This window comes from Burkholderia diffusa (assembly GCF_902499115.1).
GTDB classification, from domain to species: domain Bacteria; phylum Pseudomonadota; class Gammaproteobacteria; order Burkholderiales; family Burkholderiaceae; genus Burkholderia; species Burkholderia diffusa.
On sequence record NZ_CABVPN010000024.1, the window covers coordinates 77,417 to 99,215 of the forward strand.

General features: G+C 63.5%; 14 protein-coding genes and 3 pseudogenes. 14 read left to right on the forward strand and 3 right to left on the reverse strand.

The window, feature by feature from the left end; genetic code table 11:
- Window positions 1-506 precede the first annotated feature (506 nt).
- Complete coding sequence (locus tag BTE28158_RS23420; protein ID WP_151048812.1) at window positions 507-1,766, forward strand: oligosaccharide flippase family protein; 1,260 nt, start codon at window positions 507-509, stop codon at window positions 1,764-1,766.
- Between the two features lie 501 nt (window positions 1,767-2,267).
- Window positions 2,268-4,469 carry a glycoside hydrolase family 3 C-terminal domain-containing protein gene (locus tag BTE28158_RS23425; protein ID WP_151048813.1) on the forward strand — a complete coding sequence of 734 codons (2,202 nt, stop codon included), beginning with the start codon at window positions 2,268-2,270 and terminating at the stop codon, window positions 4,467-4,469.
- Between the two features lie 225 nt (window positions 4,470-4,694).
- On the opposite strand, the pseudogene BTE28158_RS23430 reads toward BTE28158_RS23425, so the two are convergent.
- Window positions 4,695-5,021, reverse strand: a pseudogene (locus tag BTE28158_RS23430) (DUF4865 family protein); the annotation flags it as partial.
- Window positions 5,022-5,218: 197 nt separating this feature from the next.
- Here BTE28158_RS23430 and BTE28158_RS23435 point away from each other — a divergent pair.
- A complete protein-coding gene (locus BTE28158_RS23435; RefSeq protein WP_059599324.1) occupies window positions 5,219-5,806 on the forward strand; it encodes an IMPACT family protein in 588 nt (195 codons plus the stop codon).
- A gap of 94 nt (window positions 5,807-5,900) precedes the next feature.
- Here BTE28158_RS23435 and ppk2 read toward each other — a convergent pair whose 3' ends face one another.
- The gene (gene ppk2, locus BTE28158_RS23440) at window positions 5,901-6,851 is read right to left on the reverse strand and encodes a polyphosphate kinase 2 (RefSeq protein ID WP_059599253.1); all 951 of its coding nucleotides are present in this window, start codon (window positions 6,849-6,851) and stop codon (window positions 5,901-5,903) included.
- A gap of 216 nt (window positions 6,852-7,067) precedes the next feature.
- Here ppk2 and BTE28158_RS23445 point away from each other — a divergent pair.
- Window positions 7,068-7,427 (forward strand): annotated as a pseudogene (locus BTE28158_RS23445) (TolC family protein); the annotation flags it as partial.
- 74 nt (window positions 7,428-7,501) lie between these two features.
- Here the strand turns inward: BTE28158_RS23445 and ggt are convergent.
- Complete coding sequence (ggt, locus tag BTE28158_RS23450; protein WP_151048814.1) at window positions 7,502-9,223, reverse strand: gamma-glutamyltransferase; 1,722 nt, start codon at window positions 9,221-9,223, stop codon at window positions 7,502-7,504.
- 398 nt (window positions 9,224-9,621) lie between these two features.
- Here ggt and BTE28158_RS23455 point away from each other — a divergent pair.
- The 10 genes and pseudogenes from BTE28158_RS23455 to BTE28158_RS23500 all read left to right on the forward strand — a co-directional run bounded on the left by BTE28158_RS23455 (window position 9,622) and on the right by BTE28158_RS23500 (window position 21,725).
- Window positions 9,622-10,146: pseudogene (locus tag BTE28158_RS23455) on the forward strand (metal-dependent hydrolase).
- 438 nt (window positions 10,147-10,584) lie between these two features.
- Window positions 10,585-12,705 carry a type VI secretion system Vgr family protein gene (locus tag BTE28158_RS23460; protein ID WP_151048815.1) on the forward strand — a complete coding sequence of 707 codons (2,121 nt, stop codon included), beginning with the start codon at window positions 10,585-10,587 and terminating at the stop codon, window positions 12,703-12,705.
- The gene (locus BTE28158_RS23465; RefSeq protein WP_151048816.1) at window positions 12,705-13,631 is read left to right on the forward strand and encodes a DUF4123 domain-containing protein; all 927 of its coding nucleotides are present in this window, start codon (window positions 12,705-12,707) and stop codon (window positions 13,629-13,631) included. Before BTE28158_RS23460 ends, BTE28158_RS23465 begins: the two co-directional genes overlap by 1 nt.
- Window positions 13,632-13,643: 12 nt before the next feature.
- Window positions 13,644-16,445 (forward strand): toxin VasX, encoded by a 2,802-nt coding sequence (locus BTE28158_RS23470; RefSeq protein WP_151048817.1) that lies wholly within the window; start codon window positions 13,644-13,646, stop codon window positions 16,443-16,445.
- Window positions 16,442-17,413 (forward strand): DUF6708 domain-containing protein, encoded by a 972-nt coding sequence (locus BTE28158_RS23475; protein ID WP_151048818.1) that lies wholly within the window; start codon window positions 16,442-16,444, stop codon window positions 17,411-17,413. The genes BTE28158_RS23470 and BTE28158_RS23475 overlap by 4 nt, the downstream gene beginning before the upstream one ends.
- A gap of 8 nt (window positions 17,414-17,421) precedes the next feature.
- A complete protein-coding gene (locus tag BTE28158_RS23480; protein WP_174920117.1) occupies window positions 17,422-18,381 on the forward strand; it encodes a DUF6708 domain-containing protein in 960 nt (319 codons plus the stop codon).
- Window positions 18,382-18,389: 8 nt separating this feature from the next.
- Window positions 18,390-19,361 (forward strand): DUF6708 domain-containing protein, encoded by a 972-nt coding sequence (locus BTE28158_RS23485; RefSeq protein ID WP_151048893.1) that lies wholly within the window; start codon window positions 18,390-18,392, stop codon window positions 19,359-19,361.
- Between the two features lie 8 nt (window positions 19,362-19,369).
- Window positions 19,370-20,341: a DUF6708 domain-containing protein gene (locus BTE28158_RS23490; RefSeq protein ID WP_151048894.1), complete on the forward strand. Its 972-nt coding sequence runs from the start codon at window positions 19,370-19,372 to the stop codon at window positions 20,339-20,341.
- Window positions 20,342-20,349: 8 nt separating this feature from the next.
- Complete coding sequence (locus tag BTE28158_RS23495) at window positions 20,350-21,300, forward strand: DUF6708 domain-containing protein (protein WP_151048895.1); 951 nt, start codon at window positions 20,350-20,352, stop codon at window positions 21,298-21,300.
- Window positions 21,301-21,458: 158 nt separating this feature from the next.
- Window positions 21,459-21,725 carry a PAAR domain-containing protein gene (locus BTE28158_RS23500; RefSeq protein ID WP_151048912.1) on the forward strand — a complete coding sequence of 89 codons (267 nt, stop codon included), beginning with the start codon at window positions 21,459-21,461 and terminating at the stop codon, window positions 21,723-21,725.
- Window positions 21,726-21,799: the final 74 nt, after the last annotated feature.

Sequence of the window (21,799 nt, forward strand, 5' to 3'; positions counted from 1 at the left end):
TCCACGATCATGTGACTGCGCTACCAGGCACGGCCTTCTGGCAACGGACCTTCGCCGCGCCCCTGCGCGACTTGTTCGACCTTCGCGATGCGTTGTCCTGGTCCCGCTGCCGGGGACGGCAGGTTGCCGGCCCGAGTCGTCGTCAAGCCTTTCCGTCACGAACCAAAACAGTCGTTCGATTAGAGCACTCGGCCCGAGCGTTCTTCGGTGCGCCAGCTTACAAATGCATTCATCACTGCAGCGATACAACGAGGCCCGCGCTGTCGCGATTCGCGCCGCCCATGCGTACCGAATCCTCGAAAGGTAGGCTCGCGAACACAGTCGTCCCGCTCGGCCCGTATCATGACCGCCATACGATGTGGCCGTGTCCGGCATCGCCGGACGAAGCCGGCGCCTGCCGGAACGGGCCGCGAACCCACGCAGCCGGGTCAGCGCCGACCGGCCGCGCGAGCGCACGGCGGCCCGCACGCCGCCGCCCAGCGACACCCACGGCGCCGACCAAGCGAATGTCAAACCTCAAGAAGAATTTCCTGCTGCTGCTGACGCTGCAGATTTCGATGTATGCGGTGCCGCTGCTGATCGCACCGTTGCTCACGCATGCGCTCGGCCCGGAAGGCTACGGGCAGCTCGCGTTTTCGCTGGCGGTCATCGCGTACCTCACCAACTGCACGAGCTACAGCTTCGACCTGACCGCCACGCCGCGCATCGCGCTCGCCCGCGACGACCGCGCCGAACGCTCCCGCATCTTCTGGGCGACGCTGTATGCGCAGATCGGCATCGCGGTGATCTGTTTCATCGCGCTGGTCGGGCTGATCGTCCTCGTCGGCCGCTTCGGCGAGGACCGCGACCTGCTGCTGATCGGCTTCGGGATGGTGGCCGGCGTGGCGTTCACGCCGGGCTGGTATTTCCAGGGCATGGAGAAGTTGCGCGCGCTGAGCGTGATCCTGTTCATCGGCCGCATCCTGAGCCTGCCCGCGATGTTCGCGCTCGTGCACAGCCCGGCCGACATCGACCGCGCGATGATCGTCAACGCCGCCGTCCCGACGCTGTCCGCGCTCGTGCTGGCCGTCTATCTGTATGCCCAGCGCGAAATCGACTTCGTTCGCGTCGGTTTCGCCGACATCGCCGAATCGCTGAAAGGCGGCTGGCAGGTGTTCCTCGCATCGACGTCGATCGCGTTCTATGCGTCGACCAACACCGTGCTGCTCGGCTTCGTGTCGGGCAACGTCGCGGCCGGCTATTTCGCCGCCGGCGACAAGCTGATCCGCGCTGCGCTCAGCATGCTCCAGCCGCTGAAGGCTGCGACCTATCCGCGCATCAGCTATCTGATGCGGCATGCGCGAAACGACGCGTTTTCCTTCCTGCGCAAGCTGTTCGTCGTGCAGGTCGCGATGGTGCTCGGTATCTCGCTCGCGATCTTCTTCGGCGCGCCGCTCGCCGTGCGCATCCTGTACGGGCCTTCGTACGAACCGACGGTCCTGGTTCTGCGGTGGATGGCCTTCGTTCCATTCATGGCCGGGATGACCGACCTCTTCGGTGTGCAGACGATGCTGCCGCTCGGGATGAAGTCCGAATTCACGCGAGTGCTCATGTCATCGGGCATTCTGAACATCGTACTCGTGCCTGTGCTCGCAAAGTACTTCGCCGAAGTGGGCGCCGCCGCCGCCGTGCTGACGGCCGAGGCTGCCGTCGCCGCGGCGCTTGCAACCGTCGTCTATCGCGCCGGCATACCGATGCCCGGCAGTCCCGTCGCGCGGCGCGGCTAGCGCACCGTTCGTGCCGCCCCGATTCTCCCCGAGGCGGCCGGAATCCGACGGCATTCCGTTCGATGCGCGCGCAACGAACCGCATCGCGCGGGCACGCACCTCCGCACCTCCCTCCCCGCCAGACGCTCGCGCGCAGGTACTTCTTACTCCGCCGCACACGCCGGATCGGGAACGATGACCGTCTTTTTCCCACGCCAAGCAATCGCATCGAAAAAAGATCGTACGTATCGGTAGAAACACCGATGCTGTAGTCAAACTACATTCGTACGATTGGTCGCTGCAGAGAATCGCTACATCCGATTCGGCAGCATCGGACGGTCCGCGTCGCCGTCCGCGTTGTTCGATCGGGCCCAACCGGCCGTAACGATTCCCCGCCTGGCCTGGCATGCCGACGCGCAACCACCCTGCATCGCCAGCCGAATGCGTCCGGTGCGAATCCACCGGGCGTGCGCAGCTCCAGACATCATCCGAACAACGAGCAATACGATCATGGAGAGCAACATGCGGGACACACTCTGGCCGGCCGCCGTGCTGGCGGCGACCCTCTGCACCAGCGCCTACGCGGGCAACGCCGATTTCAGTTCACAGAGCGACGCGGCCGACGCGTTCGCGTCTTCCGCCGTGCAGCGGCGCGCCGACCTCCTCGTGCGCAAGATGACGCTCGACGAGAAACTGCAGTTCATCCATTCGCAATACGAAATGTCGAAGGTGCCGAGCGGCGGCGCCGGCTACATCCAGGGTGTGCCCCGACTCGGCATTCCCGATCTCAACATGGTCGACTCGGCGACCGGCTCCGGCAGCACGTCGCTCGCGAGCACGACCTTCCCCGCGACGATCGCCGTCGCCGCGAGCTGGGATCGCCGCCTGTCGTACGACTACGGCAAGCAGGTCGCGATTCAGCTGCGCGCGCAAGGGTTTGGCATGGGTCTCGGCGGCGGCACCAACCTCGCGCGCGAGCCGCGCGGCGGCCGGCTGTTCGAGTATCTCGGCGAGGATCCGCTGCTCGCCGGCGACCTGCTCGCGGAGCGCACGCTCGCGACGCAGCGGCAGAAGGTCATCGCGACCATCAAGCACTATGCCGGCAACGAACAGGAGCACGGCCGGATGGGCGGGAACACGCAGATCGACGAGCGCACGCTGCGCGAACTCTACCTGCTGCCGTTCGAGATCGCCGCGAAACGCGGGCAGCCCGGCAGCGTGATGTGTAGCTACAACCGTCTGAACGGCACGTACGCGTGCGAGAACAATCACCTGCTGAACGACGTGCTGAAGAACGAATGGGGCTTCCAGGGCCAGGTGCAATCCGACTGGGGCGCGACGCACAGCACGGCGGCCGCGATCAACGCCGGGCTCGACGAGGAAGAAGACGTCGGCCCGTCGGTCTACCTGACGCCAGCCGCCGTCAAGCAGGCAATCTCGAACGGCTCCGTGTCGACCGCCCGCCTCGACGACATGGTGCGCCGCAAGCTGGCCGTGATGATTCGCGTCGGCGTGATGGACGATCCGGCCAAGGGCGGCGGCGCGATCGATTTCGCGGCCGCGAACCGGTTCGCTCAGGGGGTCGCCGAGCAGTCGATCGTACTGCTGAAGAATGACGGCAACCAGTTGCCGCTGGCGGCCGCGGCGTTGTCGCGCATCGCCGTGATCGGCGGCCATGCCGACGCGGCCGTGCTGTCGGGCGGCGGCTCGGGCAACACGCGCGATCCGGTGACGGGTTCGTTCGCGGGCTGCGGCGGGCTGACGTTCGGGTCGTCGACGGGTTGCAGCTGGTGGCGCAATCCGTGGCTCAAGGTCGACGTGCCGATCGTCGCGGCGATCCGCGCGCTCGCGCCGGCGGCACAGGTCACGTTCGCGGGCAACAGCGACCAGCAGTCGCCGTTCCGCGCGTACACGCAGCAGGAAATCGACCAGGCCGCGGCGCTCGCGGGCCGCTCGGATGTCGCGATCGTCGTGGTCGCGCAGCCGGCCGGCGAGGACTTCGGCGATCTGCAAAGCCTGAGCCTCGCGAACCCGTCGAACCAGGATGCGCTCGTCGAAGCCGTCGCGCGTGCGAATCCGCACACGATCGTCGTCGTCCAGAGCGGCAATCCGGTGCTGATGCCGTGGAAGGACAACGTGTCGGCGATCGTCGAGGCGTGGTATCCCGGCGAGGGCGGCGGCAAGGCCATCGCGAACGTGCTGTTCGGCGCGGTCAATCCGTCCGGCAAGCTGCCCGTCACGTTCCCGGCGCGCGACCAGGATTCGCCGACGTGGGGGCAAAACGGCGCGTTCGAGAACGATCCCGTCTACGCGGAGAAGCTGAACATGGGCTACCGCTGGTACGACGCGCGCAACATCAAGCCGATGTTCGAATTCGGCTACGGGCTGTCGTACACGCACTTCGCGTATTCGGGCCTGTCGGTGTCGCGGCAACGGGACGGTTCCTTGAGTGTCGCGTTTACCGTGCGCAACGACGGCCGCGTCGCCGGCGCGGAAACGCCGCAGGTCTATCTCGGCGTGCCGTACAAGGACGAACCGCCGAAGCGGCTGGTCGGCTGGGAAAAGATCCGGCTGAATCCGGGTGAGGCGCGGCATGTACGCGTGACCGTGTCGCCGCGGATGCAGAGCGTGTGGGACACGTCGCGCAACGGATGGAAGCTCGTGCCGGGCGGGACGGTGTATGTGGGCGCATCGTCGCGCGATATCCGGCTGCAGGGGAGCTGAGCCGCGGAAGTGATCGGAAGCGCCGCGCTCGTGAGGTGCGGCGCTTCCGCTTTCCGTACGCCGGGCACTCGCGCGCCCGACTGCTGCTTCAGCTATCGAAGCACCAGCGCCATCAGCGTCGCGAGTGCGACGATCGACGCCACCACGTCCGCCAGATGCGCGGCAACCGCATCGGCACTGGCTCCGTTCGGGCGTCTCCAGCAACGGCCGCGGGAGATGCAGCACCTGATACACGGTGCCTGCGCCGCCGTCCTCCGGCTCGTGCTCCGACACGTGCGCCCGCGTCACCTTCCAGTGCGCCGGCTCGATGCTGACGGCGGCCGCCAAGACGCCCGGCTGAGCCGCCGCTTCGCGATTGCACGCAATCTCCCGTGCAAATGTCGCTTCGAGATCGGCATCCGCAGCGATGTCGACGGTCTCGAGTCGAACGAAGCCCGCCGTCGATGCACGCCCCTTGCGCGCGTCGAGCGCAACCTGGACCTCGATCGACGGCCGCTCGAAGCTGTCCGTCACGACCTGGAAGCCATCGTCCGTGCCGAATCCCGCTTCCATTTCGGTGCGCGTCGCGAGAGGTTTCACCGCCGTCGCGCCCGCTCGCGGTATCCTTCGTCTGACGCCGCCGCGTGGCCGTCCCGTTCATCGGCCAGCCACGCGCATGCCGATGCACCGCGTTCACCTCGGCCGCGACAGAAAGCGCCCGCAATGCGGGCTAGCCATTGCATGCCCCGTGCATGCCGACGACGATCAACGTGACTTACACCTTATCCGCTTCCCGCACAACCGAACTCGAAATCCGCAAGAGCCGCTTCATCGCATTCGCGATCCCCGTCGAGGACCGCGAAGCCGCAATGCAGGCGTTGCAGCGCCTGCGCGACGAGCATCCGACGGCCACCCACGTGTGCTGGGCGCTGCTTGCCGGCGGCCAGTCCGGCATGTCCGACGACGGCGAGCCGTCGGGCACCGCCGGCAGGCCGATCCTCGAAGTGCTGCGTCATCACGATCTCGACGGCGTGCTCGGCGCGGTCGTCCGCTACTACGGCGGCGTGAAGCTCGGCGCGGGCGGCCTGGTGCGCGCCTATACGGATGCGATCGCCTCGGCGCTGCTCGATGCCGAGCGCGTCGAACGCATTCGCCACGCGCGGTTCGCGATCGAAATCGGCTACCCGGACGAGGCACGCGTGCGCCGCTGGATCGAGCAGGCGGGTTACGAGCTGGTGGACAGCGCGTACGGGATGACGGTGAGGCTCGTGATCAAGCTGCCGGAAACGGCCGAGGCGGCTGCCAAGACCGAACTGTTCGATTTGACGCAGGGGCGCTCAGGCTTCCCCGACCTGTGAAATTACGGCAACCAAGCCGCATTCCCGATCCGGGGATGATGCGCGCCGCATTGCACGGCGCGCCTCAGTGGTCGACCCAGCCGGCCCGAACCGCTCAATAGACGTCAGGGACGATCATGCTGTCCGGCGTCGGACGGCGAATGTAGTCCTCATGGTGCTCGCGCTGCGGCAGATCGATCGTCGGCCGCGGCACCTCGTGATACGGCACCTGGGTCAGCAGGTGGTGGATGCAGTTCAACCGCGCGCGCTTCTTGTCGACCGCCTGCACGACCCACCACGGCGCCTCGGGAATATGCGTGCGCAGCATCATCTCTTCCTTCGCGGCCGTATACGCTTCCCAGCGACGGCGGCTCTCGAGGTCCATCGGGCTTAGCTTCCACTGCTTCAGCGGATCCTCGATCCGGCTCTGGAAGCGCAGCTCCTGCTCGTGGTCGGTGATCGAGAACCAGTACTTGACGATCTGGATCCCGCTACGCACGAGCATTTTCTCGAACTCGGGCACCGAGCGGAAAAACTCCTCGTATTCATCGTCGGTGCAGAAATTCATCACGCGCTCGACACCCGCGCGGTTGTACCAGCTGCGATCGAACAGCACGATTTCGCCGCCGGCCGGCAGATGCGCGACATAGCGCTGGAAATACCATTGCGTGCGTTCGCGGTTGCTCGGTGCCGGGAGCGCCGCCACGCGGCACACGCGCGGGTTCAGGCGCTGCGTGATGCGCTTGATCGCGCCGCCCTTGCCTGCCGCGTCGCGCCCCTCGAAAATCACGACGAGCCGGTGCCCCGTGCTCACGACCCAGTCCTGCAGCTTCACGAGTTCGCCCTGCAGCCGGAACAGCTCGCGGAAATACTGCTTGCGCGCTTCCCGGCGCTCCGCCGAGAACAGCAGATCCTCGTCGTTGTCGAAGCGGCGGTCGTCGAGCTCCATTTCGAGTTCTTCGTCGTACGCGTCGACGAGGTCTTCCTCGAAACGGCGCCGGCGCGAATCAAGCGATGCCGTATCGGTGAAGTTGTCGGTCTCGGTGCGGGAATCGTTATCGTCCATGCGGCCTCCTTCCTTCAATTGACGCAGCCAAACTCCACCATTATCCCAGTGTCTCGCGTCAAATTGATGAAAAAGGGGCCGATCCGCCCCTCAGAAGCGGAATCCGGGCAGCACGCTGGCCAGCACCGGGTTCGCGGTAATGTTGAAGGTATTGGACGCCAGCGTCCGATTCGGCGGCCCGAATGTCAAGCGTGGTCTTCGTGTGCAACGGGATAAGCCGAGCACGTGACCGAGCAGCATCGCAACCGGCTGCGCGAAGTCGAGGAGCAATTCAGCACCGATCACCGCGAGGCGCTGTCCGCGCTCGAATCAGTCGGCATGCGCATGCCTGCGCTGCAGCAATCGCTGCAGGCGGCGGGGCTCGCATACGACGCGTCGATGAAAGCGCACCGGGTCGGCTACGGCACGACGTATGAAACGCTGAACCTGCGGCGCGACATCTCGGGCATCCGGCAGAAGCTGTTCGATCGCCATCTCGATGTGCTCAATCTGCAGTTGACGCTGAAAAGCGTGCGCGGCACGCTCGACGAGCCGTCGCCGATCGCGGTGGACAGCTTCCTCGAAGGCAACGCGGCGAACGACCGGGGCCGAGCGTCAGGCGACACGCAGCGGCACGACCGCCGCGGCGGTCGCGCATCCGGCCGCCTTCGTCAGTGAATGATCCGCGTGACCCCGCGTCCGCGCGGATCGGCCATCGCCTCCGGCGTCTTGCCGTCGATCTTGATCACCTGAATGTCGCCGCTGAAGTCCTGCCCCTTCAGCGTGTAGCCGCGAGCCTCGATCTGCTTCGCGAGTTCGCCTTCGATCGGGTGGTACGGCTCCCAGAAGATCGTGTTCGGCGGCAGCAGCTGATGGTGAAAACGCATCGCGCCGACGGCTTCCTTCAACGGCATCTTGAAGTCGTAGATGTTGTTGATCACCTGGAAGATCGACGTGAAGATCCGCGAGCCGCCCGGCGTGCCGATCACGAGCGACACCTTGCCATTCTTCGTCATGATCGTCGGCGACATCGAAGACAGCGGGCGCTTCTTCGGCTCGATTGCATTCGCATCGCTGCCGACCACGCCGAACATGTTCGCGACGCCCGGCTTCGCGGAGAAGTCGTCCATCTCGTCGTTCAGCACGATGCCGGTGCCGTCGGCGATCACGCCCGAGCCGAAATAGCCGTTGATCGTGTACGTGTTCGACACCGCGTTGCCCCATTTGTCGACGACCGAGAAGTGCGTCGTTTCAGCCTTCTCCGGCATCGTCGTGCCGAGGCCCGGCTGCACGCTCTTCGTATCCGACGGCTCCTTCGGGTTGACTTCGGCCGCCCGCTTCGCAATGTATGCGTCGTCGGTCAGCTGCGCGATCGGCACCTTGTAGAAGTCGGGATCACCGAGATACTGCGCGCGATCGGCGAACACGCGCTTCTCGATTTCCGCGACGAGGTGGATGTACTGCGGCGAGTTGAGCTTCACGCCCTCGAAGTCCTGCTTGAGGTCCGCCTTCATCTTCAGCAGCTGCACGAGGCCGATGCCGCCCGAGCTCGGCGGCGGCGCGGTAATCACGTCATAGCCGTTCCACTTCGCCTGCACCGGCTGGCGCCACACCGCACGGTATTGCGCGAGATCTTCGGTGGTGATCAGCCCGTTGCCGTCGCCGGTCTTCATCGATGCGGCGATCAGCTCGGCCGTCTTCCCCTTGTAGAAACCTTCCGCGCCGTCGTTCGCGATGCGCGTCAGCACGTCGGCGAGATCCGGCTGCTTGAAGTTCACGCCGGCCTTCAGCCCGGAGAAATATTTGTCGAAGTTGGTCTTGCCGCCGAACTCCTTCGATGCGTCGACACCGCGCTGCGCGAGCTGTTCGTCGACGACGAAGCCGTCGCGCGCATAGTGGATCGCCGGCGCGAGCACCTGCTTCCACTTCAGCTTGCCGAAGCGCTTCTGCGCTTCCCACATGCCCGCAACCGTGCCCGGCACGCCGACCGCGCGCGGGCCATACAGGCTCATGCCCTTGACGACGTTACCGTCCTTGTCGAGATACATGTCCTTCGTCGCGGCGAGTGGGGCACGCTCGCGGTAGTCGATGAAGTATGGCTTGCCGTCCTTGTAGATCGTCATGAAGCCGCCGCCGCCGATGTTGCCGGCTTCCGGATACGTGACGGCGAGCGTGAACGCGATCGCGACGGCCGCGTCGATCGCGTTGCCGCCTTCCTTGAAGATCCGCTCCGCGGCGTCCGCGCTGTACTTGTCGGCCACGGCGACCGCCGCGCTCGTCAGGACCGCCGGCTGCGGGCCCTTCGCATAGGCCGGCGCGTTCGGCAGGAAACCGATGCCGGCCACCGTCGCAAGCACGACAGCGGATGATTTGAAGCGATTCAGCATAGTCATTGCATGTCTCCCATGTGGATCTCCTTCAGGCAGGAAAGGCACCTGTTCCGCTCACGACCGCCGGCATGCCGACGGCCATCTCCGGTTTCGTAGTATAGGGGGACAAAAAGGGTCGAACACATGACGTGCAACGAAAGCGCATGCGTTGTGCGCGCGTGGTCACGTCGAAGTGTCAAAACAGGCCGGTGGATCGGTCGAAATTGCACGCGATACGCAGCATCACGCAGTGCACAAAACCGAAAGTTGCGAACTGCGCGGCACGCCGCGCAGTCTGCGCAAAAAAATCTGCAAACATCGCTCCCACTGCAACGGACGATCTGCGAAGATAGCGCCCCGCTTTCGCGCCGCATCATTTTTTTCTTGCACGCGCAGCTTCACGTTTCTTCGTCTCGCTTCCTATGGCTTCACACAATGCGCATCATGCGTCCGGCTTCGCGGCCGGCGTCGCCGCCGCCGTCCTCGTCGCACAAACCGGCGCCACGGGCCCGTGGCATTTGGGCATGTTCGCCGCATTCGCGGCGGGCGTCGCGGGCGGCACCGCGCCCGACTGGCTCGAAGTCGCCTGGTGGACCCGCAAGCGCCGCTTGTGAATCACGCACCGCACCGTCACGCATTGGGGCATCGGCTGGATCGCGCTGCTCGCACTCGGGTGGCACGGGCTCATCCATCATCCGCATCCGCTGTGGGCCGCGCCGCTGTTCGGCTTCGCGTGCGGCGGCGTGATGCATCTGCTCGCCGACTGGCCGAATCCGCTCGGCGTGCCGTGGATCTGGCGGCGCCATTCACTGAACCTGTGGAACAGCGGGCATTGCGACCTGATCGTCGTGGCCGCCGCATGGGGCGGCACGCTGTGGCTCGCGCAGTCGCTGTGGACGCGTGCACCGCTGCTCGAACACTGGCTTGGCTGGTTGCATCGCGTTTAGTTGCAATTTGGCGCAATTCGATGCGCTATCGGCATGCCCACGCGCATGCGACTTTCCGTTCGCTTAAATATCGGGTCAACTCACACGTCGGCTAAGCACACCGCTTCACCACGCCTGCGTGCTCATGCTGGCGTGCCGTCGGCAACTCGCCGATACACGCGCAAGTTCCGTGAAGCCCATTAGCCATCGCCGCCTTTTTGCATCGAAATGAGGCGAGCCTTATACGGCACCCATTTTCGGATCCGTCTCATAGACGCGTGGCGCCTCCACGGCCCACCATTCCCACCGGTAACGTGCCCCATGGGCATCCATATCACAGCACCACATCGACCGGCATCGCGCACGATGGATTGATCCATCCCGCTGTGACGCCGCCAGAAACTCGAGGCATGCACGAAGTGCGTCGCTTCAGTTCAGATAAGGAATGGACACCTGACGATGGCCGCGCAATCCAATGTGCGTTTTACGTTGAAGGTCGGCGATGTCCCGCTTGATGTCGTCGAGTTCGACCTCGACGAGGGTCTGTCCGAAGGGTATCGGTTACGGCTGACACTCGTCAGCGCCGATCCGGCCGTCGACTTCGGCAAAGTGCTGGATTGCCCGGCTGCACTCACTATCTGGCAGAGCGACGCGCCTGTGCGTTATGTGCATGGCGTCGTTTCGAGTTTCGAGCAAGGTGAAACCGGCTTCCGGCGAACGTTCTACTACGCGGTGGTCGAACCGGAACTCGCCCGCCTCGAACTCGGCTCCGACTGGCGGGCCTTCCAGGCCGAAACAGTCCCCCAAATCATCGCCAGGGTGCTCAAAGAACAGCGCATCGTGCACGTCGACTTTGACGACTCGACCGAACATCTCACCCGTGAATATTGCGTACAAGCCGGCGACACCCATGCTTACTTTTTGGAGCGCATCGCACGGGAAGAAGGCTTCGTCCACGGCTTTCTGCATACCGAGAACGAACATAAGCTGATCTATTGTGACCGGCTCTGGATTTACGGAGGAATTCAAGGCGGTCCCGTCTTGTATAACCCAATGGCCGGCGGCGACCAGCCGGAACCCGCGCTGCGGCGGTTCCGATACACAGAAAACGTCCGCACCGCCCAGCAAACCCAGCGCGACTACGTTTTTACCCACCCGCGCTACAACCAGGAACACTCGCCACGGGCATCTGACCTGGAACACCAAGGCGATCACTACGAGCGTTTCGACTACCCCGGGAGATACAAGCAAGATGCGGCTGGAACGCCGTTCACCCTGAATCGCCTGCGCGGACATCGGCGCGACGCCAAGGTGGCCACAGTGGAAGGCGATGACGCACGTCTCCAGCCAGGCTTGGCCTTCGATTTGACCGATCACCCGCGTGACGCGTGGAACCGCGGCTGGCGCGTCATTCGCATGCGCCACCGCGGCGTGCAGCACACCAGCCTGGAAGAAGACAGCGTCGGTGCGGAACAGGGCACTCACTACAGCTACACCGCCGAACTCGTGCCGGATGACGTGGAATGGCGGCCGGAGCCCTTGCCCAAGCCCCGCATCGATGGCCCGCAACCGGCGACAGTGGTCGGCCCGGAAGGCGAAGAAATTTTTTGCGATGAGTGGGCGCGGGTAAAAATTCAGTTTCCGTGGGATCGCCGCGGTACGTTCGATGATCACAGCTCCTGTTGGGTACGCGCCGTCCAGAACTGGGCCGGCGCCACTTGGGGGCACATCGCCATCCCGCGCATCGGGCAGGAAGTCCTGGTGATTTTCGTCAACGGCGATCCCGACCAGCCGATCATCATCGGGCGTACGTTCATGGCTACGCAGCTACCGCCCTACGAGCTGCCGCGCCACAAGACGCGCATGACCATCAAGAGCAAGACCCACAAGGGCGACGGCTTCAACGAGCTGCGCTTCGAGGACGAGAAGGATCAGGAAGAAATCTTCGTCCACGCGCAGAAAGACCAGAACGTTCACGTCAACCATGACGAAACTACCTTCGTCGGCCATGACCGTAGCGAAAACGTCGAACATGATGAAACCGTCGCCATCGGCCACGACCGCAAGGAAACGGTCGGCAACGACGAACAGGTGACGATCGGTCAGGACCGGCGGCATCAGATCGGCCAAGACGATTTCCTTGCCATCGAGCGTAATCACACTGTCCGTATCGGCAAAGACCGCACCGAAGAAGTCGGCAACCACCGCCACGACACGACCACCGCCAACCACTCGATCACGATTGGCGGTCATCTCGAGGAAAAGGTCGCAGGCTACGCTCAATTGGCCGCCGGTCAGGCGATTCGCCGAAAAACCCGCGTCTATGAACTGGGCGCCGCCAACGTCATCGTCATCAGGGGTCCCGGTGGGACGCTGCGTATCGATGCATCCGGAATCACGATCAGCGGGATCGCGATCAAGCTCGAAGGACCGTTGCGCCTGCAAACCGGCGGGCGCGGCAATGCGCTGGGCATCGCCGGCGCCCCTAACACCGGCCTGCCCATGGATCGTGCCTGCGCGATGCGCGCAGACGGTACCTGCCCGCGCAAACCCTGCCCCTGCGGTAAAGGAGCAGCTTGATGGAACCGCACACCGTCGACGCAGGCTGGCCACGCCAGGTCGTGCGCGCCATCGTCGAACCGGCCTGGTCGGCTTTGCAATCCGGTCCACGACCATGGCTCTTGCTCAGCGGCGCGCATAGCGAAGCGTTGGAGGAAGAAGTTATCGCGACCATCCATGGCTTCGACTACCGCTGGGTATGGCGCGATACGCCGCTGGAGTACGCGCTTCCCGGCTATCGCCACGGTCCATTACTGGTCCCACTGGATGCGGCGCTGCTGGCCCATGCCGTCGCGATCTGGATACCCCAGCAAGCTGGCGTGATTCTGCTTGGACCGAATGATGAAAACGTGTTGGTCAGCCACGTGCAGGGGCTGCATCAGTTTATCGCTGCGGACGGATGGCCTGTCGCATTCGGCCTGCACATCACACGCGCGCTCGAAGAATGCTGCGAGGCACTGCCCGAAGACCAGCGCGCCCAACTGTTCGGTCCGATTGAAGCGTGTATCTGGCACGACGGTGAAACGCAAACCGACACTTGGCTGCGTGCCGATGCGCCTGATCGCAAGGCGCCCCCGTTGTCGATCGATCATCACCTCGCATTGACGCCAAGCGACGAAGCCGCGTTGAACCTGGCTGGACGTGCGTGGTTCATGCGCGAGTTTGCTCATACGCTCACGCGACGCTTCCCCGCCTACGCTCCTGCCGACGCGCAGCTTGTCTTGCGTCGGTCGTTGGCGACGTTCGCCGACGAAGCGCATCAGTTCGGCTTCCGGCTGGAATGCGATATCCGCTACTACATGGAACTGCGGCTGCGCTATCCGCGCGAGCCTTTCGTCGAGGACAAAACCGTGCATGCGCTGCTGAACCGGCGCGAAGACCACGGCATGTCAAGACTGTTTGCCATCACGGCGCGCCTGACCCAGATTGCGTCCCTCACCTTCTAAGCACACGCCGCCATGACAAATCGACTCCAGCGGGCCGTGCAACCGGACAGCCCCAACGCCAAAACCTGCGACAGCCTATCCGCACCGCCCTGCGAGCATGGCATTCCCCTCTATCCGCTGCGCTACGGCATTGCGGACCAACCATACGATGCGAAGGCCTATCCCGAGCTCAGTGTGGCCGGCTACCCTGCGCTGCAAGGTGGCAAGGCCTACGGCCTGCGCGTGCTGCGCCCTGGCACCTACGTCTATCTGTTCTTTTATCAAGGTGGACGCATGATGACGACGCACTACAAGGTGACGGCCGACGTGCGTTTCGCGCCCATCAAGTGGACTGCCGCGGACTATAACGACGATGCGCCCGGCCGCGTGGCGCGTCCCGACGAGACACGCGCGACCCCTTATTTGCTGGCGCCGGACAAGGGCACCGCCGATACCGTCTACGTGATGGTCAGCGACACGCTGCTGACGCACGGCACGCTCTGGTGGATCGAAACCAACGAGGGTGGGCTGCGCGACGCCTTGGCGACGACCGTGAAACCCGGTGGCGGCCCCGAGCAACGTCATGTGTTCGATGCGGTGTTGCTGGGCAACGCCACACCGGAACTCATCGCTTCCGTGTCGGGTGTGGCACTAGACTACCCGTGGAGCGAGATCAAGCTCCGAACCGACAAGCCCGACTACGCCCGTATTCTCAGCGCCATGCACATTGCGCTGGTGCCGCGCAAGGACACGCCGCCGTTGGCGGTGGCATTGCAGGACCCCATCGGTATCGCCAGCGAGCTGGGGCATCTCTGCGCGTTGGAAGTGCAAAAGCGCGACAACTACCAGAAGGCCAGCAAGCACCGGCTTCAAAGCGCCGCGCTGATCGACGGTTATTTCACCTATGCCGAACGGCAGGCCCAGACGCCGGACACCCAACATGCACTCCAACGTCAGCGCGAACTCGTCGACCTCAAGGGCGCACGCGCCTTCCGGCCGACCTATGAGAAAGCACTGAAAGCGTTGCAAGTCCCGGTCGACAAAACTGGCGCAGATGTCGCTGCATGGGTCAAGCTGGTAGACGCGTCCCTGCTCGTCGGCAAAGCGTTCAAGCTGTTTGACCTGTCGTGCGCCGACAATGCCCGCGATTTCGAAATCGCCGTGCTGAACTGCCTCGCCGCCGCCGTGCACACGGAGGGCGGTCGGGCCGAACTGGCGAGGATCATTGAGCAGCCGCCGGAAGTCAGCGCGCTGTGGCAAGCCCTGAGCGCGGGCGACGAACCGCTCATGAATCGCTTTGCCACGCCGCTCACCCTCGCCAGGGGCGTCTTCGACGTAGTGGACAAGATGCTCGACGAGCGGCCCGGCACCATCGTCACGGACATGCTCGCGCGGCTCATCTATTCCTATGTCGCCACCGCCCCCCTGGAGAAGGCCGATATCCAGGTCAGGCGCTGGCGTCATCTGGCCGAACGCCGCTTCGCGTGCGTGCTCGGCTGCCGCTCGGTATCCCGCGACCAGTACCTCGCATGGAGTCTGGAGGTGCAGGGCTATGCAAGCTTCCAGGATCGCGAGACCCGTTGGAGAGTCCAGGTCGATACCGCGCCAGGCCTAAAGCCCGGCACCACGCGCGTCTCGATGGTCGAACAGGTCGACGTGTGGGAATTTGAAACGGTGGGTACCGCTCATGTCATCGGGCAGCCCAGGCCGATGGATCCGTCCGGCAACCCCTTGCTGCGCAATCTCAAGCGCTTGCGGGGGCCGGTGGGGTTCGGATTTACCTGGATTGGAGGTGGGTTGGCGATTTGGGGGATGAGGAATGCAAGTAAAGACTGGAAGGAAAACAAAAACTTCGTAAATTCCGTGACAGGCATTGGCGCCCTGCTTGCCTTGGTCGGAGCGAGCCTGGAAGTGACGACGGTAAGCGTCTCTACGATCGCATCGCGGCGTGGCAACACGGCATTGGCTACAGTCCTCAAGGTCTTCGGATTGAAGTGGGGAACCACCGTATTTGGTTCGCTGGGCACCGCGGTGCTCGCCGTGGCCGACGGTGTGCGCAGCATCAAGGCCGGAAACCAAGCCAACCCGGAACAAGCCGCTATGTATCTGAAATCCGCCCTGTTTGGCGGCGTCTCAGCTTTCGCAATCGCAGCAGGCGGCACAGCCAGCTTGGCAGCCCTAGCCGGCACCGCCGCCCCCCTCTGGACTCTTGGCATTACGCCCTTCGGTTGGGCGCTGATCTTCATCCTAACTGTGGGGACCGTCGCCTATTACACGATTCGGGCGGGCACGACACAACACGGCCCGGTGGAAATCCTGCTCAGCCACTCCGCCTGGGGCGTCCTAACGCCGCGCTACTCGCTGGCGCAGGAACTGGAAGCCTGGCATAGCCTGCAATACAGTCCTCAGATCGGTGCCGTGTGGGAACCGGAGCATGGTATCGCCGGCATCCTGCGGCTTCGTTGCACGGTCGCCGCCGGTTACGCAGCGGATGACCTGCAGACCGATCTACGGGTGCTCTTGCGCGGGCAGCCGCTAGAAAAGATCGACGCGCACAGCGCGCTGACGCGTCCGGGCGCCTTGATCAACCTCGAAAGCCATTACATCATCGGGCCGCTCACCGATGGTGTGGGCGTGGAGCGCGGCTGGCGCATCGCCATGCACAAGGATGCCCAGGTCGAGTTGAAGTATTTCTTCCGGCCCGATCCGCAAAAACTGCCAACGATCGGCGTTGAACAGCCAGGTGCGCCCGAGCCCTTGGTCTTTACCTCGTCCGGCTGGCTCTCTCCGACCATTGATCCTGCCAAACTGACCCCCGTCAGGCCTCCCAAATGAAATGCTCCCCCAACACCCTCCAGCGCCTGCCCACCAGCCTGCTCATCGGCGCCACCCGCTTGCGGCGTGGCGCACCGGATCGCCACGCCATTCCCAGCACGCCTGACCTGCTACAGCAAGAGCTGGGCGTACGGCGCGTGAACGACCAATGCGTCGAGTTGGCGCTTCAAGGCAACATCGTGCGGGATGTGTGGGCAAGCTCTATCGGCAAATTTCTGCTCGTTGGGATTGGAGGAGCGGTCTATTTCTGGTCGATATCGACGCCCCCAATTACCGTTGATGTATGGGGCCTGCTCTTCCTTATGCCCTGTATCGCCGTTGCTGCTTCTGTCGCGCTGTACTTCTGCTTCCGAAACTTTTCTGGCCGCTTCAGAGGCAGCTTCGTGCGCCTCCATCGCGGCACACGAAAGCTCTATGTCGTCAGCCCCTACGATGAACATTTCACGGCGCTGGACTGGGACGCCCTCCAGGCCTTCGCGGGCTACGTCCCGATCGTCAGTACCGCCGGCTATTCCGACCGCTATCCGCTCTACCTGATCGGCATCGACGCGGCGCGCACTCCACCACAGGAAATCTGCGCGTCCTGCGGCAATTTGGGCTGGCGCGACCAAGGCGCATCCGCCAAACAGCTTTGGGATTATCTGCAACTCTTCATGGACGAAGGCGCGGGTGCGCTGCCCAAGCCGCCGCCGGTGCCGCCGCGCCTGTCACGCAAGCAGACCTTCCTGCGCTGTTACCGCGATTGGGCCGCCAAGTTCCGCACCGACCTGCCCACCGCCAAAGACTGGCTGCGCAAGCCCTGGCTCGTGCTCGGCAAGCTGATCTGGCTCGTCTGCATGGTCTTTCCTGACAGCCTCGCCGAGGTCATCGAATACAACGTGCCCTATGCGCGGTTTCCGAGCGAGATCGATAAGCTCTGTGGCTTGGCTGACGAAGAAGCGGCGGAACCACCGCGCGTTGAAGCATGAGGGCTGACATGCGGCAAGCTACTCCGCCCCTCCAGCGCCTGCCTACCAGCCTGCTTATCGGCGCCACCCGCTTGCGGCGTGGCACACCCGATCGCCACGCCATCCCCAGCACGCCTGACCTGATACAGCAGGAACTGGGCGTACGGCGCGTGAACGCCCAATGCGTCGAATTAGTGCTTCAGGGCAACATCGTGCGGGATGTGTGGGCAAGCTTTATCGGCAAAGCGCTACTCGTTGGCGCGGGGCTTGCTGTCTCTCTCCGAGCATTGGATAAGTCGACAAATTGGGGCCATCTGCTTTTTGGAGTGCTCCTCACTGTTACGATCACCATCGCGATGTACTACTGCTTCCGGAATTTTGCAGGTCGCTTCAGAGGCAGCTTCGTGCGCCTCCACCGCGGCACACGAAAGCTCTATGTCGTCAGCCCCTACGATGAACATTTCACGGCGCTCGACTGGGACGCCCTCCAGGCCTTCGCCGGATACGTCCCGCTCGTCAGTACCGCCGGCTATTCCGACCGCTATCCGCTCTACCTGATCGGCATCGACACGGAACGCACTCCACCGCAGGAAATCTGCGCGTCCTGCGGCAATTTGGGCTGGCGCGACCAGGGCGCATCTGCCCAACAGCTTTGGGATTATCTGCAACTCTTCATGGACGAAGGCGCGGGTGCGCTGCCCAAGCCGCCGCCGGTGCCGCCGCGCCTGTCACGCAAGCAGACCTTCCTGCGCTGTTACCGCGATTGGGCCGCCAAGTTCCGCACCGACCTGCCCACCGCCAAAGACTGGCTGCGCAAGCCCTGGCTCGTGCTCGGCAAGCTGATCTGGCTCGTCTGCATGGTCTTTCCTGACAGCCTCGCCGAGGTCATCGAATACAACGTGCCCTATGCGCGGTTTCCGAGCGAGATCGATAAGCTCTGTGGCATGGCTGACGAAGATGCGGCGGAACCACCGCGCGTTGAAGCATGAGGGCTGACATGCATCAAGCTACCCCGCCCCTCCAGCGCCTGCCCACCAGCCTGCTCATCGGCGCCACCCGCTTGCGGCGTGGCACACCGGATCGCCATGCCATCCCCAGCACGCCTGACCTGATACAGCAGGAACTGGGCGTACGGCGCGTGAACGACCAATGCGTCGAGTTGGCGCTTCAAGGCAACATCGTGCGGGATGTGTGGGCAAGCTCTATCGGCAAATTTCTGCTCGTTGGGATTGGAGGAGCGGTCTATTTCTGGTCGATATCGACGCCCCCAATTACCGTTGATGTATGGGGCCTGCTCTTCCTTATGCCCTGTATCGCCGTTGCTGCTTCTGTCGCGCTGTACTTCTGCTTCCGAAACTTTTCTGGCCGCTTCAGAGGCAGCTTCGTGCGCCTCCATCGCGGCACACGAAAGCTCTATGTCGTCAGTCCCTCCGATGAACATTTCACGGCGCTGGACTGGGACGCCCTCCAGGCCTTCGCCGGCTACGTCCCGCTCGTCAGTACCGCAGGCTATTCCGACCGCTATCCGCTCTACTTGATCGGCATAGACACGGCGCGCACCTCGCCGCAGGAAATCTGCGTCTCCTGCGGCAATTTGGGCTGGCGCGACCAAGGCGCATCTGCCCAACAGCTTTGGGATTATCTGCAACTCTTCATGAACGAAGGCGCGGATGCGCTGCCCAAGCCGCCGCCGGTGCCCCCACGCCTGTCGCGCAAGCAGACCTTCCTGCGCTGTTACCGCGATTGGGCCACCAAGCTCCGCACCGACCTGCCCACCGCCAAGGACTGGCTGCGCAAGCCGTGGCTCGTGCTCGGCAAGCTGATCTGGCTCGTCTGCATGGTCTTTCCTGACAGCCTCGCCGAGGTCATCGAATACAACGTGCCCTATGCGCAGTTTCCGAGCGAGATCGATAAGCTCTGTGGCTTGGCTGACGAAGAAGCGGCGGAACCACCGCGCGTTGAAGCATGAGGGCTGACATGCGGCAAGCTACTCCGCCCCTCCAGCGCTTGCCTACCAGCCTGCTTATCGGCGCCACCCGCTTGCGGCGTGGCACACCCGATCGCCACGCCATCCCCAGCACGCCTGACCTGATACAGCAGGAGCTGGGCGTACGGCGCGTGAACGCCCAATGCGTCGAGTTGGCGCTTCAAGGCAACGTCGTGCGGAACGTCTACGCAAGCTTTATTGGAATATCCCTACTTGTTGGATTAGGGGGGGTTATCTCACTTTTGCTCCTAGATACGTCGACAGGTTCGCCCCCTGCGTGGGGCCAACTTCTTTTTGGATTCCTCCTCATTGTTGGGATCGCCGTCGCGATGTACTACTGCTTCCGGAATTTTGCAGGTCGCTTCAGAGGCAGCTTCGTGCGCCTTCATCGCGGCACACGAAAGCTCTATGTCGTCAGCCCCTACGATGAACATTTCACGGCGCTGGACTGGGACGCTCTCCAGGCCTTCGCCGGCTACGTCCCACTCGTCAGTACCGCCGGCTATTCCGACCGCTATCCGCTCTACCTGATCGGCATCGACGCGGCGCGCACTCCACCGCAGGAAATCTGCGCGTCCTGCGGCAATTTGGGCTGGCGCGACCAAGGCGCATCCGCCAAACAGCTTTGGGATTATCTGCAACTCTTCATGGACGAAGGCGCGGATGCACTATCCAAGCCGCCGCCGGTGCCCCCGCGCCTGTCACGCAAGCAGACCTTCATGCGCTGTTACCGCGATTGGGCCACCAAGTTCCGCACCGACCTGCCCACCGCCAAGGACTGGCTGCGCAAGCCCTGGCTCATGCTCGGCAAGCTGATCTGGCTCGTCTGCATGGTCTTTCCTGACAGCCTCGCCGAAGTCATCGAATACAACGTGCCCTATGCGCGGTTTCCGAGCGAGATCGATAAGCTCTGTGGCATGGCTGACGAAGAAGCGGCGGAACCACCGCGCGTTGAAGCATGAGGGCTGACATGCATCAAGCTACCCCGCCCCTCCGACGCCTGCCTACCAGTCTGCTCATCGGCGCCACCCGCTTGTGGCGTGGCACACCGGATCGCCACGCCATTCCCAGTACGCCTGACCTGATACAGCAGGAGCTGGGCGTACGGCGCGTGAACGACCAATGCGTCGAGTTGGCGCTTCAAGGCAACATCGTGCGGGATGTGTGGGCAAGCTCTATCGGCAAATTTCTGCTCGTTGGGATTGGAGGAGCGGTCTATTTCTGGTCGATATCGACGCCCCCAATTACCGTTGATGTATGGGGCCTGCTCTTCCTTATGCCCTGTATCGCCGTTGCCGCTTCCGTCGCGCTGTACATCTGCTTCCGAAACTTTTCTGGCCGCTTCAGGGGCAGCTTCGTGCGCCTCCATCGCGGCACACGAAAGCTCTATGTCGTCAGCCCCTACGATGAACATATCACGGCGCTGGACTGGGACGCCCTCCAGGCCTTCGTCGGCTACGTCCCGCTCGTCAGTACCGCAGGCTATTCCGACCGCTATCCGCTCTACCTGATCGACATCGACACGGAGCGCACCCCGCCGCAGGAAATCTGCGTCTCCTGCGGCAATATGGGCTGGCGCGACCAGGGCGCATCTGCCCGACAGCTTTGGGATTATCTGCAGCTCTTCATGGACGAAGGCGCGGATGCACTACCCAAGCCTCCGCCCATACCGCCGCGCCTGTCACGCAAGCAGACCTTCCTGCGCTGCTACCGCGATTGGGCCACCAAGTTCCGCACCGACCTGCCCACCGCCAAGAACTGGCTGAGCAAGCCGTGGCTCGTGCTCGGCAAGCTGATCTGGCTCGTCTGCATGGTCTTCCCTGACAGCCTCGCCGAGGTCATCGAATACAACGTGCCTTACGCGCGGTTCCCGCACGAGATCGACGCGCTTTGTGGCTTAGCGGACGACGACGAGACCTAACCCGATGTCACTACGTGCCCCTGCGTGACCTGTTGAAAGCGCGTCCTGATGCTTGCTCACGTGGAAGATCGGCGAAGTGATGCGGAACGGATGACATGCAACCACCCGATTACCGAAGCAAGCGTCCGGTACGGGAAACAAAAGAGGAGCCTCGAACTATGGCTAATGGAGCGATTCGCTTGGGAGACCGTCATTCCGGTGGAGGCACCATGACAGAAGCCACCGGCTTTCCGGTGGACGGTGTCCCGCAATGCCTCATGGGCGACACGGCAGAATGTCCCACGCATAACGGGACATTCCCGCTGGTATCCGGCGGCGATCAATTTGCACTGTGTGATGGGCGCCCGCTGATTTTCGAGCCAGCACAACTGGCCTGTGGCTGCTATGTGATGTCGTCATGCACCGGGCACTACGCCAAGGTGTAGGTCGGGCATCGCGGATGCCTCGCCGCTGCTCAAGGGTAACTATCGTCACGAACAGGTCATGCCAACTACCTTCA

What these genes read in the sequence shown, in the direction of transcription:
- BTE28158_RS23460 (WP_151048815.1), top strand. Translation starts at nt 10,585, where the DNA reads ATGGCCGCGCAATCCAATGTGCGTTTTACGTTGAAGGTCGGCGATGTC.
- BTE28158_RS23480 (WP_174920117.1), top strand. Translation starts at nt 17,422, where the DNA reads ATGCGGCAAGCTACTCCGCCCCTCCAGCGCCTGCCTACCAGCCTGCTT.
- BTE28158_RS23420 (WP_151048812.1), top strand. Translation starts at nt 507, where the DNA reads ATGTCAAACCTCAAGAAGAATTTCCTGCTGCTGCTGACGCTGCAGATT.
- BTE28158_RS23495 (WP_151048895.1), top strand. Translation starts at nt 20,350, where the DNA reads ATGCATCAAGCTACCCCGCCCCTCCGACGCCTGCCTACCAGTCTGCTC.
- BTE28158_RS23485 (WP_151048893.1), top strand. Translation starts at nt 18,390, where the DNA reads ATGCATCAAGCTACCCCGCCCCTCCAGCGCCTGCCCACCAGCCTGCTC.
- BTE28158_RS23470 (WP_151048817.1), top strand. Translation starts at nt 13,644, where the DNA reads ATGACAAATCGACTCCAGCGGGCCGTGCAACCGGACAGCCCCAACGCC.
- ggt (WP_151048814.1), bottom strand. Translation starts at nt 9,223, where the DNA reads ATGACTATGCTGAATCGCTTCAAATCATCCGCTGTCGTGCTTGCGACG.
- BTE28158_RS23475 (WP_151048818.1), top strand. Translation starts at nt 16,442, where the DNA reads ATGAAATGCTCCCCCAACACCCTCCAGCGCCTGCCCACCAGCCTGCTC.
- BTE28158_RS23425 (WP_151048813.1), top strand. Translation starts at nt 2,268, where the DNA reads ATGCGGGACACACTCTGGCCGGCCGCCGTGCTGGCGGCGACCCTCTGC.
- BTE28158_RS23490 (WP_151048894.1), top strand. Translation starts at nt 19,370, where the DNA reads ATGCGGCAAGCTACTCCGCCCCTCCAGCGCTTGCCTACCAGCCTGCTT.
- BTE28158_RS23465 (WP_151048816.1), top strand. Translation starts at nt 12,705, where the DNA reads ATGGAACCGCACACCGTCGACGCAGGCTGGCCACGCCAGGTCGTGCGC.
- ppk2 (WP_059599253.1), bottom strand. Translation starts at nt 6,851, where the DNA reads ATGGACGATAACGATTCCCGCACCGAGACCGACAACTTCACCGATACG.
- BTE28158_RS23500 (WP_151048912.1), top strand. Translation starts at nt 21,459, where the DNA reads ATGGCTAATGGAGCGATTCGCTTGGGAGACCGTCATTCCGGTGGAGGC.